The organism is Pedobacter gandavensis (assembly GCF_014172405.1).
GTDB classification, from domain to species: Bacteria; Bacteroidota; Bacteroidia; order Sphingobacteriales; family Sphingobacteriaceae; genus Pedobacter; species Pedobacter gandavensis.
In genome coordinates this window covers 491109-506961 of the sequence record NZ_WNXC01000002.1, presented here as the reverse complement: position 1 = coordinate 506961, position 15853 = coordinate 491109, and the positions used below count along the sequence as shown (strand labels likewise).

At 40.0% G+C, this 15853-nt stretch carries 11 protein-coding genes; 9 read left to right on the top strand and 2 right to left on the bottom strand.

The window, feature by feature from the left end; all coding sequences use genetic code 11:
• The first annotated feature begins 152 nt into the window (after window positions 1-152).
• The 6 genes from GM920_RS10110 to GM920_RS10085 all read left to right on the top strand — a co-directional run bounded on the left by GM920_RS10110 (window position 153) and on the right by GM920_RS10085 (window position 9463).
• Window positions 153-716, top strand: a complete 564-nt coding sequence (locus tag GM920_RS10110; RefSeq protein WP_182956552.1) for an RNA polymerase sigma factor — start codon at window positions 153-155, stop codon at window positions 714-716.
• Window positions 717-800: 84 nt separating this feature from the next.
• On the top strand, window positions 801-1937 hold the full coding sequence (locus tag GM920_RS10105; RefSeq protein ID WP_182956549.1) for a FecR family protein: 1137 nt from the start codon (window positions 801-803) through the stop codon (window positions 1935-1937).
• Between the two features lie 237 nt (window positions 1938-2174).
• Window positions 2175-5639, top strand: coding sequence for a SusC/RagA family TonB-linked outer membrane protein (locus GM920_RS10100; RefSeq protein ID WP_202986078.1), 3465 nt, complete (start codon window positions 2175-2177; stop codon window positions 5637-5639).
• A gap of 12 nt (window positions 5640-5651) precedes the next feature.
• Window positions 5652-7478, top strand: a complete 1827-nt coding sequence (locus GM920_RS10095; protein ID WP_182956543.1) for a RagB/SusD family nutrient uptake outer membrane protein — start codon at window positions 5652-5654, stop codon at window positions 7476-7478.
• A gap of 20 nt (window positions 7479-7498) precedes the next feature.
• Entirely contained in the window at window positions 7499-7876 is a 378-nt protein-coding gene (locus tag GM920_RS10090; protein ID WP_182956541.1) for a BACON domain-containing protein, read from the top strand.
• A 54-nt stretch (window positions 7877-7930) separates the two neighbouring features.
• Window positions 7931-9463 carry a sulfatase family protein gene (locus GM920_RS10085; protein ID WP_182956538.1) on the top strand — a complete coding sequence of 511 codons (1533 nt, stop codon included), beginning with the start codon at window positions 7931-7933 and terminating at the stop codon, window positions 9461-9463.
• Between the two features lie 67 nt (window positions 9464-9530).
• On the opposite strand, the gene GM920_RS10080 is transcribed toward GM920_RS10085, so the two are convergent.
• Window positions 9531-10439: an urea transporter gene (locus GM920_RS10080; RefSeq protein ID WP_182956536.1), complete on the bottom strand. Its 909-nt coding sequence runs from the start codon at window positions 10437-10439 to the stop codon at window positions 9531-9533.
• 116 nt (window positions 10440-10555) lie between these two features.
• On the opposite strand from GM920_RS10080, the gene GM920_RS10075 reads away from it, so the two are divergent.
• Window positions 10556-11026, top strand: a complete 471-nt coding sequence (locus GM920_RS10075) for an FKBP-type peptidyl-prolyl cis-trans isomerase (protein ID WP_182956533.1) — start codon at window positions 10556-10558, stop codon at window positions 11024-11026.
• A gap of 112 nt (window positions 11027-11138) precedes the next feature.
• Here GM920_RS10075 and GM920_RS10070 read toward each other — a convergent pair whose 3' ends face one another.
• A complete protein-coding gene (locus tag GM920_RS10070; protein WP_182956531.1) occupies window positions 11139-12086 on the bottom strand; it encodes an outer membrane protein assembly factor BamB family protein in 948 nt (315 codons plus the stop codon).
• A gap of 421 nt (window positions 12087-12507) precedes the next feature.
• Here GM920_RS10070 and GM920_RS10060 point away from each other — a divergent pair, with 421 nt between their 5' ends.
• Together GM920_RS10060 and GM920_RS10055 are read left to right on the top strand one after the other, a co-directional pair.
• Window positions 12508-14400 carry a sensor histidine kinase gene (locus tag GM920_RS10060; protein WP_182956525.1) on the top strand — a complete coding sequence of 631 codons (1893 nt, stop codon included), beginning with the start codon at window positions 12508-12510 and terminating at the stop codon, window positions 14398-14400.
• Between the two features lie 203 nt (window positions 14401-14603).
• Window positions 14604-15833, top strand: coding sequence for an MFS transporter (locus GM920_RS10055; protein WP_182956522.1), 1230 nt, complete (start codon window positions 14604-14606; stop codon window positions 15831-15833).
• The last annotated feature ends 20 nt before the right edge of the window (window positions 15834-15853 follow it).

Here is a 15853-nt window from a genome sequence, read left to right as displayed (position 1 = left end):
ATAAAAATAAGGTTTTATCAGCGATCTATTTCATCTGTATGGAAATTGTAATACCTGGGGAGGTAGTTGTTGTGGCTGCCATGCGGCTGAAAGATAAAGTATTATAAAACTATCCTTTATTTTTATAATTTCGTTCCGGGGACCTAAATGAAATGTTGCAATATAAAATACTCAGTGATCAGGAATTGACCAGCCTGCTCAGAGTAGGTGATAAATACGCCTACACTGAGATTTATAATCGTCACAAAAACTTACTTCAAAATCATTTGTATAAAAAACTGGGCGACTTGGAGTTGGTTAAGGATGTATTACAGGATCTATTCGTGAAGCTATGGGATCAAAAATCAGAGTTGCCAATCACGGATAATCTTCCTGGGTATCTGTTTTCTGCAGCGAGAAATCGTGTTTTTAACCATTTATCCCGTCAGCAAGTAGCTTCTAAGTATATTAGTTCCCTGCATACTTTTATCAATGAGGATAATTATATCACTGATCTGGCGATTAGGGAAAAAGAATTCGCCAAAATTATTCGTCAGGAGATTGAGGCTTTGCCAGCCAAAATGAGGGAAGTATTCCTATTGAGCAGAGATGGACATTTTTCCCATGAAGAGATTGCGAAACAATTGGGTATATCGCCTCAGACGGTCTCTAAACAAATTAGTAATGCCCTGAAAACCCTAAGACTTAGATTGGGCGTACTTTTCTATTTCCTGTAGCAAGCAAAAAATATTTTCTCATGATCTACCTGTTAGGGTACCCTTTAACTGTCATGGTATAAAGGAGAAAATTCTTGATCACTTATGCAAAAAGAAGAGGTAGCCGATTTATTAAAGAAGTATCTGGCAGGAAACTGCTCAGCTCAGGAGCGTGGATTGTTGGAAACCTGGTACCTTAAATATGAGGAAGCGGAATTGCCTGAATTTCCTCAGGAAAAGAAAGACCTGCAACTGGAAGAAATATGGGGATTCCTTGCTGATCAACTAGATCTCCCTCCGGTTATAGAAAGGGACGTAAAATCAACTCTTTTATGGCAAAAAATAGCTGTAGCAGCAATGGTATTGATTACTTTAAGCCTGGGCTATTATTTTTATAATTTCCAGGATAAGGTCATTTCCGATGTTCAGCAGAAAACTGTTCATCAAGAGCAATCATTTAACAATAAAGCCACACTGACCTTGGCTGATGGTCGGGTAATTTCTTTGGACGAGGCTAAAAATGGGGAAATTGCAAAGGAGGATGGTATTACGATCACGAAAACTAAGGACGGGCAGCTGGTATATGAAGGGAAGTCAAAACTAGATGCTTTAAACAACATTAGTACGCCTAAAGGTGGGCAATATCAAATCAATCTCCCTGATGGGACAAAAGTCTGGCTCAATGCAGTTTCTTCTTTAAGTTATCCCGCAGCTTTTAACGGAGATAAAAGAACCGTAAAGCTTATTGGAGAGGCCTATTTTGAAGTGGCTAAGAACAAAAAAATGCCTTTTGTAGTCAGTACTAACGGGCAGGAGGTAATGGTTTTGGGAACGCATTTTAATGTCAATGCTTATGGGGATGAATCGCAGACAAAAACAACCTTGTTGGAAGGTGCTGTGAAGGTGAAACTGGATAATTCAGAGGTAACAGCAGTCCTTAAGCCAGGCCAGCAAACCATTTTTAAAGCCAATCAACTTGAGATCACTCCTGTAGATGTCGAGGAAGCCATAGCCTGGAAAGATGGCTATTTCCTTTTTCAGGATGAAGACATCAGATCGATTATGAGGAAGATCGCACGATGGTATGATGTAGATGTGGTGTATGATAGAAACGTTAGTCCTAAAGAAATTGGCGGACGAATTTCCCGTCATAAATCTTTGAATGAAGTATTAAAAATGCTCTCTAATACCGATAAATTTAATTTTAAAGTTGAAGGAAGGAGGGTTACAGTTATGCCTTAATTTTTACGATCTAAAGGCCTGTAACAAAAAAAACCAGAAGCGTTGAAGCCGCTCCTGGCCAATTAATTTTTTACAGGTATCCATTACATAAAACACGAACGCATTACAAATGACCAGGAACGAGGGTTACAGCATTGCTATGCCTCGTTCATTAAAAACCAACTAAACCAAATGTATGAATTTATAACCTTTAATTCATATGGCTATCGCCGTATGAAACGTAAATTATTGTTGACAATGAAGCTTACAGTACTGTTATTATTGTCTTGTTTACTACAAGTAAGTGCTTCGGGTTTTGCTCAAAATAAAATTACACTTTCAGAGAAAAATGTCTCTTTGAAAAAAGTACTCAAAGAGATTTCCAGACAGAGTGGCTTCGATCTGGTATTTGTTTCAGATGCAGTCAAATTTGCCAAACCCGTAAACATCAATGTTAAAGAGGTGAGTCTGGAGGAAGCGCTACGACAGAGCTTTAAAAATCAACCGCTGATCGTTTATGACATTGAAGGACAGAGTGTGATTGTGAAAGATAAAAAGATGAGTCCAATATCACTAAATCAATTGATTGGTATCTTCGGGATTGAAGTCAAAGGAAAAGTACTGGATGAAACCGGGCAAGGAGTTCCGGGCGCAACGGTAAAGGTAAAAGGCACCGGGCAAGGGACGGTAACAGATCCCAATGGGCAGTTTATTTTGAAAGGTGTAGACGAAAATGCAACCTTACAGGTTTCTTACCTGGGCTATATCAGTCAGGAAGTGCCACTAAAAGGCCAAAAACAGCTGACTGTGAAATTGCAAGCAGATTTAGCTGAGCTAAGCGAGGTGGTGGTAGTGGGCTATGGTACCCAAAAGAAAGTGAATCTTACCGGTGCAATATCTGTGGTGAAGGGAGATGAATTGCAAAATAGACCCGTGGCGAATGCCACACAAAGTTTGCAGGGATTAGCTCCAGGGCTTAATGTTTCAGTGGGCGGAAATACTAAACCGGGTCAAAGTTTCAACCTCAATATCCGGGGGGCTGGAAATATTAGTGGTGGAGATGGTCCTTTTGTCTTGGTAGACGGACTAGCCATGTCCTTGTCTGATGTAAATCCCAATGATATCGAATCTATTTCTGTATTGAAAGATGCCGCTGCTTCTGCAATTTATGGCGCTAGAGCTCCTTATGGAGTAATTCTGGTGACTACAAAAAAAGGTGTGGCCGATAAAACCACTTTATCTTATTCCAGTAATGTTGGTTTAAGCTCCCCGTTACTGTTGCCTAAGATGGCCAATTCCTATGACTTTGCTACTTATTTTAATAGTGCAACATTCAATGCCACAGGAAGTAAACAGTATTCTGAGGAGAAGCTAGCGCTGTTGCAACAGTACATTAAAGACCCTAAGGGAATGAATATTTTTCCGGAGGCAAATGATAATTATTATTCTAATTGGGAGAATACAGCAAATGGGGTAGCGAATACCGATTGGTTCGCTTTTCATTATAAGCCTTATGCTGTGCGCCAGTCGCATAATGTAAGTGCCTCCGGTGGAAATAAAAATACGCAGTTTTTTGTTTCAGGAGCCTATTATAATGAGGGTGGTACCATGCGTTATGCGGATATCAATTACGACAGGTACAATTTGAACGCCAGCATCAGTTCACAGTTGGCCAGTTGGGTAAAACTGAAATTGAATACCAAATTCACACAATCTAATTATAAATCACCGTTCGCAGATTTTGAAGGCTTATTTTTTCATAATCTGGCCAGAATGAGACCCAATGTTTCTCCTTACGACTTGAACGGGAATTTTTCTGAGATGTCTAATGTTCCTTATCTACAGTCTGGTTCCAGTGATGTGGTCAAAGAAACTACGCTGGCTATTTTACCCGGTTTAGAATTGGAACCAGTTAAGAACTGGAAAATTATGGCTGATTTTAATATCCTGAAGAAAAACAACAATGAGGATATTCTGAAATTGCCGGGCCTGATTTACGGAATTGATGGGACACCGAAGTTTGTCAACAGGTCGGAATATAATATTCCATTGTTAGGTGGATATTCCCGTAACATGGGTACTACCGATTACTTTTCACCAAATATCTACAGTTCTTACAATTATACCCTGAACGAAGACCATAATTTCAGCGTCATGGCGGGTTTTCAACAAGAGTTAAATGAATATAAATGGCTTTCATCTTCTGTTCAGGATTTAATTAGTGCCGACAGACCTGGTATTTCTCTGGCTACTGGAAGCCAAACTACTCAGGAAGTGCGGAACCACTGGGGAACACAAGGTTTTTTTGGCAGGTTCAACTATAATTACAAAAGTAAATACCTGGTAGAGATCAATGGCCGTTACGATGGTTCTTCCCGCTTTGCTTCAGACAGCAGGTGGGGATTTTTCCCTTCTTTCTCCCTAGGGTATAACATCGCTCAGGAGAAATTTATGGAGCCTATAAAAGAACAAATTAGCATGCTTAAGCTTCGCGGATCTTATGGATTCCTGGGGAATCAATCTGGAGCAGGTCTTTATTCTTATGCACAATCCATGAACATCACCGTTCCTGGTCCATCAGGAGCTGGCGGACCATGGTATTTTCAAAATGGCAGAGAAGGTTACATCAATGCACCGGCACCATTTAATCCTGGTATCACCTGGGAGAAAGTGCAGAATGGAAATATAGGTTTGGATTTTGAAGCCCTGAAAAGTAGACTGAGTGGTAGCATTGATATCTTCCAAAGAAGTACAAAGGATATGTTAGGCCCCTCTCTTGATATTGCAGATATGTATGGGGGTACTCCGCCAAAAAGCAACAATGCGAACCTGAGGACAAATGGATGGGAGTTGTCATTAACCTGGCGTGATAAATTGGATAATGGCATTCAATATTCGCTAACGGCCATGTTATCCGATAATAAATCTGTGGTCACTAAATATCAGAATCCAACCAATAGTGATCCTGGAAGTGCCTGGTACGAAGGAAAAAAAGTAGGTGAAATTTGGGGATATAGAGCTTCTGGCCTGATTCAGACTCCGGAAGAAGCTGCGGCTTTTAATAAATTAAACCACTCTTTTCTTTCTGCAGTAAACTGGGTTCCAGGCGATGTAAACTATCTGGATTTGAATGGGGATGGGAAGCTTAATAATGGTAATAATAAAGTTGGTGATTCTGGAGATATGACCATTATTGGTAATTCTGCAGCGAGGTATGCTTACTCCTTTAATGGGTATATCCAATGGAAAGGGATTTCCGTTTCTGCGCTATTCCAGGGGATTGGCAAAAGGGATTACGTGCCAGGATCCGGGGATGTTTATTTCTGGGGAGCAGGTCCTTTAGCACAGGTGACTGTGTTTAGAGAACACATGGACTATTGGACACCACAAAATCCAGGTGCTTATTATCCTAATCCTTATGCTGCGCCAGCAGGTTCTGTTGGCTCATTTACGAGTAAGACACAACAGGTGGTGGATAGATACATTCAAAATGCCGCTTACCTCAGGTTGAAAAATGCCACCATCAGCTACGCTTTACCTGAGCAATGGATCAAAAGACTGAAGTTAAGTAAGGTGAATGTATTTGTAACTGGCGAGAATCTGTTTACGATTACTAAACTGGCAAAAATGCTGGATCCGGAAACGATTGTCGGTGGATATGCTCCAGGAAAGATCTACCCTTTAAGCAAGGTGTATTCAATGGGTGTAAATATTGGGCTATAAAAAGATAAGAAAATGAAAAAGAATTTAAATATATGTGTGGTGATAGGCCTGCTGTTTGTTTTTTCTGCTTGCAAGAAAAACTTTCTTGATCTTCAACCATTAGATACCTTAAGTACCGCCAATAGTCTTGCCTCTACCAATGAGTTGAGGATGTACATGAATCAGTTTTATCAGAATACTTTTCCCGCTCAACCAGGCTCTGTTGGCGCTGCAGGGATTGCTTTTAATGATGCAGGAACAGATAATATGATTTTTTCCTCGGTAAACAATCGCACCAGTGGACTGACTACTTTAGGTAATGCACCTTCAATTGGAGAATATACCACCATTAGAAACCTGAATTATTTCTTTGAGAACTTTAAAAATGCAAAGGGACAGGCGGTAGAAAACAATAAGTATTTGGGGGAAGCACGTTTTTTTAGAGCATACATTTATTTTAATATGCTGAAAAAATTCGGTGGGGTAACCTGGGTGAATCGTGTATTGCCTGGAGAACAGGAGCTGATGGAAGTACCCAGACAATCCAGAACTGTAATTGCCGATTCGGTATTGGCTGATTTAGATCAGGCAGTTGCCTTATTGCCAACGGCAAGCAATAGTGCCAGTATGCGCCTGCATAAAGATGTTGCCCTGGCTTTTAAGTCGAGGGTAGCATTATATGAAGCGACCTGGCAGAAATACCATAAGGCTAAAAATGATCCCTTTTTTACCAAAGATATCAGCACGGAAAAGATTCAAAACTATTTTGAGCAAGCACGTGATGCTGCTTCAGCGGTGATGACTAAGGGTAAGTGGTCTGTTTATAGTACCGGCAAACCTTTGGAAGATTATGGGAATTTATTCATTACGACAGACCTCTCTACCAATCCTGAAATTCTGCTGTGGAGGAAATACAATGCGAATGATAACATTGCCCATAGTGTCAGTAAATATACCTCTACAGGGGGAGCCGATTTGGGCTTAACCCTATCTCTGGTAGATGATTATTTAACGCGTGATGGCAGGCCATTTCTTGGTGCTGAACGTGCAAATGCACAGAAATTATATGCTCAGGAATTAAATCCGGTGTTGAGAGATCCGCGTTTGGGGCAAACAGTAGCCATTCCTGGTCAGCCTTTAAAGCCTGGAGTGGTGGTTCCGGTTTATCCGCCGGTCAATCAAACCGGCTTTAATAAAAGTACAACAGGCTATCCGCTGTATAAGTATTTGGAATATAACAATGCTGCTGCTGTGGCTGATGATTTTAAAAGTATTGCCCCTGCAATTACTTTTCGCTACGCAGAGGTCTTGTTAAATTATGCAGAGGCAGTTGCCGAATTGGGAGGTGATCCGGTATCCATTGCCAATGCGTTAAATCCATTGAGAACGCGTGCTGGAATGCCTGCTGTTGATTTTGTTAGAGAATACAATACTGATGCGGCTTATCCTTTTAGAAATCTGAGCAATATCATTCAGGCAGTAAGAAGAGAGCGGAGAGTGGAGTTGGCTGCAGAAGGAATGCGCTTAGATGACATCATGCGTTGGGCTGCAGCAGGAGAGTTGCTCATCGGAAAACGCCAGTTAGGGACACTTTTTGTTGGCAGTGACATGAGCAGTCAGAATGTTGCGGGCGGATTTTATAGTGCTTCACTTTTGTATTATGATACTGCTCCAACAGGTAAATCGGTAAATCTATATCTGAATGGCAACCCTGGTGATACCCAACGTTATATTGATCCCTTCAAAAGTATCCTGCCAAATGGCTCAGCTTTTAATCCGGAAAGGGATTATTTACTACCCATTCAACAAAGGATGTTTCAATTAACTGCGGGTAAATGGGTTCAAAATCCAGGATGGTAATCACATTTAAATAAAAGGAAATGAAAATATTTAATTATAAATTGAAACTGGTGCTTTTTGTTATGGCCATTGGCCTGACAATCTCCTGTAAAAAAGAAAATCTTTCGCCAAAGCCTGAGCCTACGCCTTTTTCGGCAGCACTGGAAGCTGGTGTAAGTAGCCTTCCTGCTGCGGGTGGAAAACTGAATATTGTCATCACTGCGGGAGCCGACGGTTGGTGGATTACCACGCCACAGACAGATTGGGTGACGATTACCAGGATGTTTGGCTCCGGAGATTTTAAACTGCCGGTAACCATAAAGGCAAATACGAGCGGTGTTGCGAGAGTTGTTACTATTAAAGTAAATCCTACCTTTAACCTTCCCCCGGTTACTTTTAATATAAACCAGGATAAATAAAACCTTTCAGGCGGTAGGTTAGGCCGCCTGAATTTTAAACCTAAACACCAAAAAATGAAGAAAATTTCCCTGTTATTTTTATTGCTCTGCGGACACTTAACCTATGCCCAGCAGCAGCCCAACATCATCATTATTGTTTCCGACGACCATGCTTTTCAATCCATTGGTGCTTATGGCAGTAAACTGATGAAAACACCATCTATTGATAGAATTGCGAAAGAAGGGGTGCGCTTTGACAAAGGATATGTTACCAATTCTATCTGTGGCCCTAGTCGTGCGGTAATTTTAACTGGTAAATACAGCCATAAAAATGGTTTTAAAGACAATGAAAATTCCAGATTTGATGGAAGTCAGGATTCTTTTATCAAGCAGCTGAAAGGTGGTGGTTACCAAACTGCCTGGATTGGGAAATGGCATTTGGAAAGTACCCCCCAAGGATTTGACCATTGGCAGGTATTACCTGATCAAGGACAATATTACAACCCGGATTTCCTGATGCAGGATGGAACAAAGAAAAGGTACGATGGCTATGTGACCAATGTGGTAGAAGATGTAGCAGAAGAATGGTTGGATCAGCGAGATCAGGCTAAGCCTTTTTGCCTGGTGATTGGCCATAAGGCGACCCACCGCGTATGGCTGCCAGATACTGCAGACATGGGGATGTTTGATCAAGTAACTTTCCCTTTGCCGCATAATTTCTATGATGACTATAAGACCCGTGAGGCTGCGAAAGTTCAGGACATGAGCATTGCTAAAACCATGATCATGGGCTATGATTTGAAGATGTTTGGATCTGAGGCCGCAGCAGATAGAGAAGGTTCCGTGAAAAGAATGAACGCTGCGCAAAGAGCAAAATTTAATGCGTATTATCAACCTATTGAAGCGGATTTGAAAGCCAGAAATTTATCTGGAAAGGCCCTGACGGAATGGAAATACCAGCACTATATGCGTGATTATTTAAGTACAGCAGCTTCTTTAGATCGTAATATTGGTAGAACATTGGATTACCTGGATAAAAAAGGTCTGACAAAAAACACCATTGTGATTTACATGTCCGATCAAGGTTTTTACTTAGGTGAGCACGGTTGGTTTGATAAGCGTTTTATTTATGAAGAGTCTTTCCGTACGCCAATGGTGATGCGTTATCCTGGGGTGATTAAACCTGGTTCTGTATCAAAAGATTTTGTGATGAATCTGGATATCGCGCCAACCATGTTGGATGCTGCGGGGATTGCTATTCCAAAAGATATCCAGGGGAAATCAATGCTTCCTCAGCTGAGAGATAAAAAAACAGCAGGTAGAAAGGTGATGTTTTACCATTATTATGAAAATGGAGAACACAGCGTGTCGCCACATTTTGGCATCAGAAACAGCAGATATAAGCTCATCCGTTTCTATAAACGAGTAAACAGTTGGGAGCTTTTTGATTTGAAAAAAGATCCTAATGAGCTGAATAATCTGTATGGTAAGCCAGGTTATGAGAAGATCACTGCTGAAATGAAAAAAGAATTGGATGCACAAATCGCATCTTATGAAGATCAGGATGCTGCAGCGATTTTAGCACAAGGGATTAAACCGGAAAAATAAAATAAGTTTGTTCTAAAAACAGTTAACAAGCCGGGTTGTATCTTTTACAATCCGGCTTGTTTGTTTATTAATGTCTTTGATTGGCGCCAGTTTTGGCTGTAGTTTCAATTTTGAAGAAGTTCGTATGTATGTTTTTAATTACTAAAGTCAGGCAGGTTCCCGCCACAAAAGGGAAGGTCAGCAAAGTGAAGTCATACTTACCCATAAGCCATGCGATAAATAAGGCCAATGCGACTGATAGTAATACCCAAAATCCATCCATTACTTTAGTTCCTGCAAAAACAATTGCACACAATACCGCATTATAACTACCTAGTCCCAAAGCAATGCTTTCCTCTGGATTTAGGGATAAGCATTTTGAAATCATAGCTGCAAACACAGCTGCAGCCATTGCATAAAGTGCTGAGATCGGAGAGCTGATAAAAACAGCGATAAAAAACAATAAACCGGCAAAGGTGCTACCTTGAAAAATTACTTGTCCGAAGCCACGTAAGGCATGAGCGAAATCTTGATTCAGGTGTGTTTCCATCATCAATACATCAGAAGGTGCTACCGGATATACCTGATGAAAAACATAGAGTAAAATCCAGGTGATGAACACGAAAGGAAAGGTAAATACGGGGATCTTTTTTACGATAAAAAAGTGTTGTATTATGGTTGCCAAAATAGCGCCGATCACAATTGCGATCCAGATGATGGCCACAGATTGAAAATAAAAAGGTAAGGCTACACCAACTAAAGCGGCGCTGAATCCATATAGACCACTTGCGATCTCTTCTTCCTTATACTTTAAAAGTTTGGCAGTGACTGTACCGGATAAAGTGGCAAGGAGGGCACCAACCCCCATTTGTACAGAACCGCAAAATATGCCTGCTAAAAACAGCAGACCAGTCCATGCATTTTCTTGTAACATGATTTGCCCTATTCCCTTTAGTAAAGGGTCAAGCAGAGGGATTCTTTGCGTTAATGATTTCATTTGAGTGCTTATAAAAAATAATAACAACAGCCAGACGAAGAGCTGCTGCATTAAACTTAGCAATAAAAACCAAGGGATCATGTTGAAAAAATCAATTAAATGATATATTTGTGGCAATGAAAACGATAAAACACTTATTTCTATTGGTTTGCGCGGTGGTATGCTTTGCAGGCTGTGCTAAAGAATTTGATCAGGAAAAGCAATTTGCAAAAGATAAAGAGCTCATCAGAAAATTCGTTGCGGATCAGAAGATCCCTGATGTAGTAGAAGATCAGTCTGGATTATTTTACCAGATTATAAAAAAAGGAGAGGGGACTGTAGTTTATAATGCCAATACAGCCATTACTGCGGAATATGAAGGAAGATTGTTGAATGGTAATGTTTTTGACAATGGCGGTGGAAAAGCGATTAATTTCACCTTAGGAGGTGTAATTCCAGGATGGCAGATCGGTATCACTAAAATTCAAAAAGGCGGCGAAATCCGTTTACTGATTCCTTCTAAACTGGGTTATCAGGATGAAGCACAAGGTTCAATACCAAAAAGTTCAGTGCTTGATTTTACGGTGAAATTAAACGATGCTAAGTAATTTAATGGTTAGCTGAATATTTAGATAACAAACTCAGCATTCATTGCTGTTCAAATAAAACGCCTTGCAATTCTGTCAATAAGATTGTAAGGCGTTTTTGTTGATTTTGGTTTTATCTTTTTATCGCATAGAAAAATCCATTGGAGTCGCCAAAATAGACCTGGTCGTTTTCTACTGTTGGGCTAGAGAGGATTGCACCTAAAGCAAGGATTCTTCGTTCTACTTCCAGGTAGTTTTTTCCATCAGGATCAATGTCTTTTCTTACTTTATCTTTTTCATCAAATAAAGCAGCATAATTTTTTTTGCTTTCCTCAGTTTGAAAACTTGCATTTACCTTCCCGGATTCCGGATTTACAAAATAAATTCGGCCATTGAAACATCCGAAAACCAGTTCATTATTCATCATGCTGGCCGCAGCATAGACCCTCATATTGAGTGGTAATGTCCATTTTATATCACCGTAGGTGGTTCCCATACTGTGAAATTGATGTGTATCTGATGTGCCCACATAAAGTTTATCCTGATAAAGAAGGGGAGGCGCAATGATCCAGCTACCAGGCTCTTTCCTATTCCACTGTCCCGTTCCTGTTTTTAAGTTCAGGGAATAAATGTTGTAATCCCGGCTTCCAAAAAATACATCTTTTTCGTTTGTTACTGCCGCTCTTTGTATTTCTCCTTTTGGAAAATAAAGGTCGCCCACGGTTTTGAATTTCCAGATAAGTCCACCAGTCTTCGCATTCAATGCATAAAAAAATCCATCATAACTGCCTATCAATACTTTTTCATCTTTAATCACAGGGCTGGCATGGACAATTCCTCCAGTTTTAAAAGACCAGATCTGTTTCCCGGAGGCTAAATCCAGCGCATAGACACTGCTATCCCCGCTCCCCAGGTAAACGATATTTTTTGACACAACAGGAGAAGAAAGGTAATAATCCCAGGCATCATATTGCTGTTCCCCCTTGGTCGTATAACTCCACCGTAATTTTCCATTGCGATGGTCTAAAGCATAAACCTTCCCATCTGCACTGGAGAAGATTACTATATCTTCATGAATCAATGGATCTGAATGAATGGCTCAATTTGTTTTAAATTTCCAAACTACTTTACCTGAAATTTTGTTTAATGCATAGAAATTATGGTTGCCACTTCCGAAATAAACCATTTGGTTGTGAATGGTTGCTGTGCCGTATATAGCAGTACCAGTGTCGAATTTCCATAATACTTTTGGTTGTGAACTGCTTTTTAGGCTGAAAAAAAGAAAAGACAGGAGCATTAGGAATGGGCTTGATAGCCTGTGAGTTGACCGCGTTATTTTTATCATTATAAAGTTCTTTATAGCTGCACTCCTTTTTAGAGTGCGAAATGATACTGAAATTGAACCTATTTATAAATATATAAAAATAACTTAGCTGTAAAATTATTGCCTATTTTTAATAAAATTAATATGATGGGGACGAGTGACCACACAATAGCTAATTATGCCTGATCAATCCGCTTTTTTCCTTCATAAACGATTGATGTTTTTTTTGTGGTTCCTGACTTTGTTGTTGGGTAGTAAAAGCACATTCTCTCAAATTTCAGAGGTCAAGATCTTGGAATCTAGACTTCCTGAAATTAAGGATAGTATTAAGTATATCGATGTGCTCAACCGTATTGGTATGCTTTCGCATCTTCAATATCGTGACTCCTGTCTCTATTATGCGCAGAAAGCAGAGGGAATTGCCCTCAGGCACAACTATGATAAAGGTATCGCTGACGCGCTGAATTGTCAGGGGATCTACTATATCGCAATCAATAATTACCTTTCTGCGAAATATTTTAACGATGCTCTTCAGATTTATAAAGAATTAAAAGACCAGGTTGGCATTTGTGAGGTGCAAATGAATATGGGTAGTTTGATTTTCGTGAACAAATCAGGAGGAGATGCACAGCATTACATTCAAGAGGCTTATGAGCATAGTAAGTCTTTAAAAAAGGACTCCATCCGTTCTATCCTCATTAGTAAATACCTGAATATTGATACGGCTATGAGTAAATCTCGTTTTAAGGTGCTGTTTGATGAGGGGGCTGCGATTGCCAAAAAGTATAAGGATCGCCGGATGATGATTTTTTATGCAGCCACTGCAGGAGTTACTTCGTATGAAGCGGGAGAAAAGCAGGCCGGATTGGATTCCGTACTGAATGCATTGAAGCAGGCTAATTTGGAAGGCTATGAAAGTGTAAAGGTTTGGACTTATGCTGCATTGAGTGATATCATGTTTGATCAGGGAAAGGATCAAATAGGCATAAATTACCTCACCAATGGGCTGGAAGCATCGGAAGAATTCGGTTATGCAGAATACTATACCACCTTTGCCGAAAAGTTATACAGGTATTATAAAGCCCATGGTCAACCTGAAAAAGCATATTACTATGTTTCTCTTTTATTGGGAAAAAGAGATCTCATTGCCAGGGCCGCAGATAAATCAGGCTTTAACTATTTGAATTTCGCGTTGCGTGAAAATGAAAATCTGGAGCTTAAGAATAAAGCGGATTCCAGATTCCGAATGATTGCACTATTGGGATGTTTATGTGTGCTCAGTGTGGCCTTGTTGTTTTTTGTTTATCGCTCATTACGGGCAAAAAAGGAATATGCAGAGGCTCAAAAAAAACTCCACGAATTGACTTTAAGTCAAAATACGGAGTTGCAGAAAACGAATCATTTTAATACGATGCTAATTTCTGTGATTGCCCATGATGTACGACAACCCTTTAGTACAGTAGTGATGCTTTCCAGTATTTTCAATGAAGAAGTGGATTTGTTAGGCGAGGAAGAAAAGTTGGAAATCATGAGGGAGCTAAATGGGACAGCACAGAAAAGCCTTTCCTTTATGGACGGGTTATTGGAATGGATTAAATCTAAGAAGAATGGCTTCGAATACCATCCTGAAAAATTGATGCTCCGAGCGTTGATTGAGGAAGCCAATACTTTCTTTAAGATGGGGCAGCAAAAGAAAAAGATTCGCCTGGAATTTGATGTTCCTGAAGACATTAGCGTCTGTGCACATAAACAGATGCTACTTTTTATTCTTAGAAATATGTTGAATAATGCCACCAAGTTTTCTCCGGTTGGAGGATTGATTACCGTTGGCCTTGAGCTTAATGAAACAGAAATGGTGGTCAGTGTTAAGGATGAAGGGGCAGGAATGAGCCAGGAAAAAATAGACCATCTTTTTACCTTAGCTGCTTCCGATGGAGAAGAAAGTCAAAATCATGGGGCTGGCCTTGCACTGAGTATTTCTTATGAGATGGCTACGATCATGAATGCGAAAATTCATGCCTCCAGTGCTTTAGGACATGGGACTACCTTTTTCCTTACGTTGAAAAAGTAATCTGCCGTAGTAGCGCGCATTGGAAAAGGACTCTTTGTTTGAATTGTGTAATTTTTGTTTTTGACCTGAATCTCTGCTTAGTTATTATAGCATGTTAATGCCCTTTTTAAGGGGATTTAGGGTTTTGTTTAGTTGATTTGTGTAATAGCGTCTTTGATTCTCATAATTCTTACTGCCGGTAAAATGTTAATTTTGCCGCATCTATGATGACAACTCTATTAAAAACAAAAACAATTAAAGAAAAGCACCAGCGGATTGCGACATGGCTTGCTTTTGCTTTGCTTCCTTTATCGGGGTTTGCCACCGATATTTATATTCCCTCATTACCCACTATGGCAGGAGTATTGAATGTTTCCAGTATCCAGGTGCAGCTTACGTTGAGTATTTTCTTAATCAGTTATGGGATATCTCAATTGTTTATTGGAAGTGTGTTGGACAGCTTTGGCAGGTATAAGGTTTGCCTGGTTTCGCTCTTGATATTCGCAGCCGCCAGTTTGGTGATCGCGCTTAGTCACAATATTTACCTGATTTATGGGATGCGCGTAATCCATGGCCTTACGGTTGGTGCGATTGTAGTCGCAAAAAGAGCTTACTTTGTGGATGTTTTCAAAGGAGATCAACTGAAGCATTACCTAAGCTTATTCTCGATTATCTGGTCTACAGGGCCAATTGTTGCTCCTTTTGTTGGTGGTTACCTGCAAGCAGTATTCGGTTGGGAATCTAATTTCTATTTCCTGGCAGGCTTTGCCCTGGTTTTTGCAGCATTAGAGCTAATGTACAGTGGTGAAACCCTGGTTCATGTCACGGAGTTTAACTTTAGGAAGATTGTAAATATCTATTTGGATATGATAAAAACAGCCAGTTTTACCCTGGGGATTGTGATGCTTGGCCTGGCATACTGCATGGTGATGGTTTACAACATGACCGGTCCTTTTATCATTGAACATCACCTTCATCTTTCACCTATAATCGCTGGTTATAGCTCGCTGGTATTGGGTTTCGCCTGGATGGTAGGAGGCTTTATCGGAAAAGCAACGATTAATAAACCTTTTTTTAGCAGATTGGTATGGAATGTCTCATTGCAACTGGCATTTGTGGGCCTGATGATTTTTAGTCTTAATTACATCACTAACCTGTATTCTCTAATTTTCTTTGCGTTTATCATTCATGTGGGTGCAGGTTATACCTTCAATAATTATTTTACTTTCTGTCTAAGTAAATTTCCTAAAAATGCGGGGATTGCAGGGGGGCTTACCGGTGGAATCACCTATGTAATTGTTTCTTTTTTAAGCTACGGTATTGTGAATGTTGTGCCGGCACAGGATGAAAGGAACCTCAGTTACAGTTACTTGATCTTGATTTTGTTGTCTATTGTGATTATGTTTTTTATCTTTAAGATGAACAAGAAACAGCCAGAAAGTGTAGCGGCATAGGTTAATTTAAATTTTGTTTT